The sequence below is a fragment of the Bowdeniella nasicola genome (assembly GCF_001907295.1).
Taxonomy (GTDB): Bacteria; Actinomycetota; Actinomycetes; order Actinomycetales; family Actinomycetaceae; genus Bowdeniella; species Bowdeniella nasicola.
In genome coordinates, this window is sequence record NZ_MQVR01000156.1 from 1 (window position 1) to 1,570 (window position 1,570).

General features: G+C 62.9%; 1 protein-coding gene. It reads right to left on the minus strand.

All coding sequences use genetic code 11. From position 1 onward, the window contains the following. Positions 1-55: 55 nt before the first annotated feature. A complete protein-coding gene (locus tag BSZ39_RS12755; RefSeq protein ID WP_073717670.1) occupies positions 56-1,285 on the minus strand; it encodes an exopolysaccharide biosynthesis polyprenyl glycosylphosphotransferase in 1,230 nt (409 codons plus the stop codon). Positions 1,286-1,570: the final 285 nt, after the last annotated feature.

Sequence of the window (1,570 nt, forward strand, 5' to 3'; positions counted from 1 at the left end):
AGGGTTCCGCAACCCCACCAACTACCGCCTCAGAATGCTGCTGATCGGCGGAGGCCTACGCACCTAACCCACGCTCAAGTCCGAAGGGCCCCTTTTCCGAATAGGTCGCGACCTCCTCCGGCAGCGCAGGGCGGGGCCCGACGAGCGACATCTCGCCCTTGAACACATTGAGCAGCTGCGGGAACTCATCGAGGGAGTGTCGGCGCAGGAATCTCCCGACCGGGGTAACGCGCGGGTCGTCGGCCATCTTGAACAGGCCCTCCCCGCCGTGTTCGGCGACGAGCTGAGCGCGCAGCGCCTCGGCGTTTGGCACCATCGTGCGGAATTTGTGTAGCTGGAAGGGGTGCCCATCGCGCCCGATGCGGGTTTGTGAGAAGAACGCGGGCCCGCCATCGTGCTTCTTGATCAGGTATGCGATGAGCAAGAGGAACGGGGAGAGCACGAGCGTGCCGAGGCTCGCCCCCGCGATATCGAAGACGCGCTTACCCCACGACAGCGCCTTCGCGCTACGGGGTTGTTCGATCCACACGAACGGCAGGCCGGCGACAGGGCGCGCGTGGATGCGGTCCTGGGCGATGTCCCCGAGCGAGGGCATGACGATGAGCGAGACGTGCAGCGATTCGAGCGCCCACGAGATATTGAGGAACTCCGCGGAATCTTCGAGGAAGCCATCGGCGATGACGAGGATCTCGACGTCGGAGTCACGCACCGCTTTCGCGAGGTTTTTGAATTCGGGGGTGTCGGTGGCGTCGTTGACGCTTGGCAGGTGATCGGCCGACAGGAATGTGGCCACCGGCATGAGTCCGAGCCAGGGGCGAGACTCGAAGGCGTCGGCGATCGCGGCCGCGCGGATCGGCGAGCCCGCGATGAGGACGCGGCGCATGAAGCGCCCCTCGCGGCGGAAGCGGTGGATGACCCGGCGAAAGAAAAACCGTCCCAGCAGCAAGAAGAACGTGCCAAGGACGGTCGAGACGATGAAATAGGTGCGCGAGATGGGGATGTTGAACAGGTAGGCAATGACGCCGAGGAGGCCTGCCGTCAGTGCCTGTGAATGAATAACCGAGCGATACTCGCGGCTGCCGACGCTCACGTCGCGCAGATCGTAGGCGCCGACGAGCTTCAAAAGCAGCAGGAGGATGAACAGCTGGGCGATCGCGAAACCCATGACGACGGGCCGGATATACGGGACCGGGGAGAGCAGCGGGATCGACCCGGGAAGGGCCCACGCCACGATAACGGCCAGCGAAAACCCGATGATATCGACGACCGTGACCGCCGCGAGCACACCACGATGAGAGGTTACGCGATCAACGTCAGTTGAAAGGGACCTTGCGGGGCGTAAGTTATCGAGCATGGTGTTCCCAAGCGATGCGTTCTGGCGTGCATCGGTTCCGTGTTCTAGCTTAAATGGCTCTTAGTTGAGTCCCTCATAGTGGTGTAGCGGGGTGGTCGTGCTGGACAGCAGGGCGGTCACTGCGTGATCCTCGAGTTCATCTTCCACAACTCACTCAAGAAAGGCCGCACGATGACCGCTACCCATATTGTCGACCCTGCCGGGCTGCTTGGCGAA